Origin of the sequence: Frankia gtarii (assembly GCF_025403375.1) — a bacterium.
In the GTDB taxonomy this organism is placed as follows: Bacteria; Actinomycetota; Actinomycetes; order Frankiales; family Frankiaceae; genus Frankia; species Frankia gtarii.
Genome location: NZ_JAMPTM010000641.1, coordinates 1 through 400 on the forward strand (window position 1 = coordinate 1; position 400 = coordinate 400).

A 400-nucleotide genomic window follows, 5' to 3' on the forward strand; every position below is an offset into this window, starting at 1 on the left:
GTACGAACCTGTAACAACCGGGCCCCCACCCCGCCGCAGACACATGCGGGAGGTACCGGGAGGGTTAACGTGGTCGGACCGTACGGTGACCCTGCCCCCACCTTGACGGGATATCCGCCCATCCACGTGACGTGCCCGGCCCGCGGCGAGGCACCGTCCGCGACCTCCCACCGCCGGTAACCCCCCACCGCCGGTAACGCCCCACCGTTCACAACGTCCCACCGTTCACAACGTCGAATCGTCCACTACGTCGAGGTCAGGTCGCTTTGGCTGGGGTCGAGCTGGAATACCAGAAGCTGTACATGCCGCCGGGCACGGACCGCCGGGCGGCCGTCCAGATCCTGACGATGCACGCCGAGTTCGGCGACTGGGAGCTGGAGCGCCTGCGGCTGTTCCCGGA

1 protein-coding gene is annotated in these 400 nt (G+C 68.0%); it reads left to right on the top strand.

Features of this window, described 5'->3' with window-relative positions:
* Positions 1-266 precede the first annotated feature (266 nt).
* Positions 267-400: DUF5703 family protein (locus NBZ83_RS32710; protein ID WP_261576576.1), on the top strand; the 134-nt coding region annotated here is incomplete at its 3' end.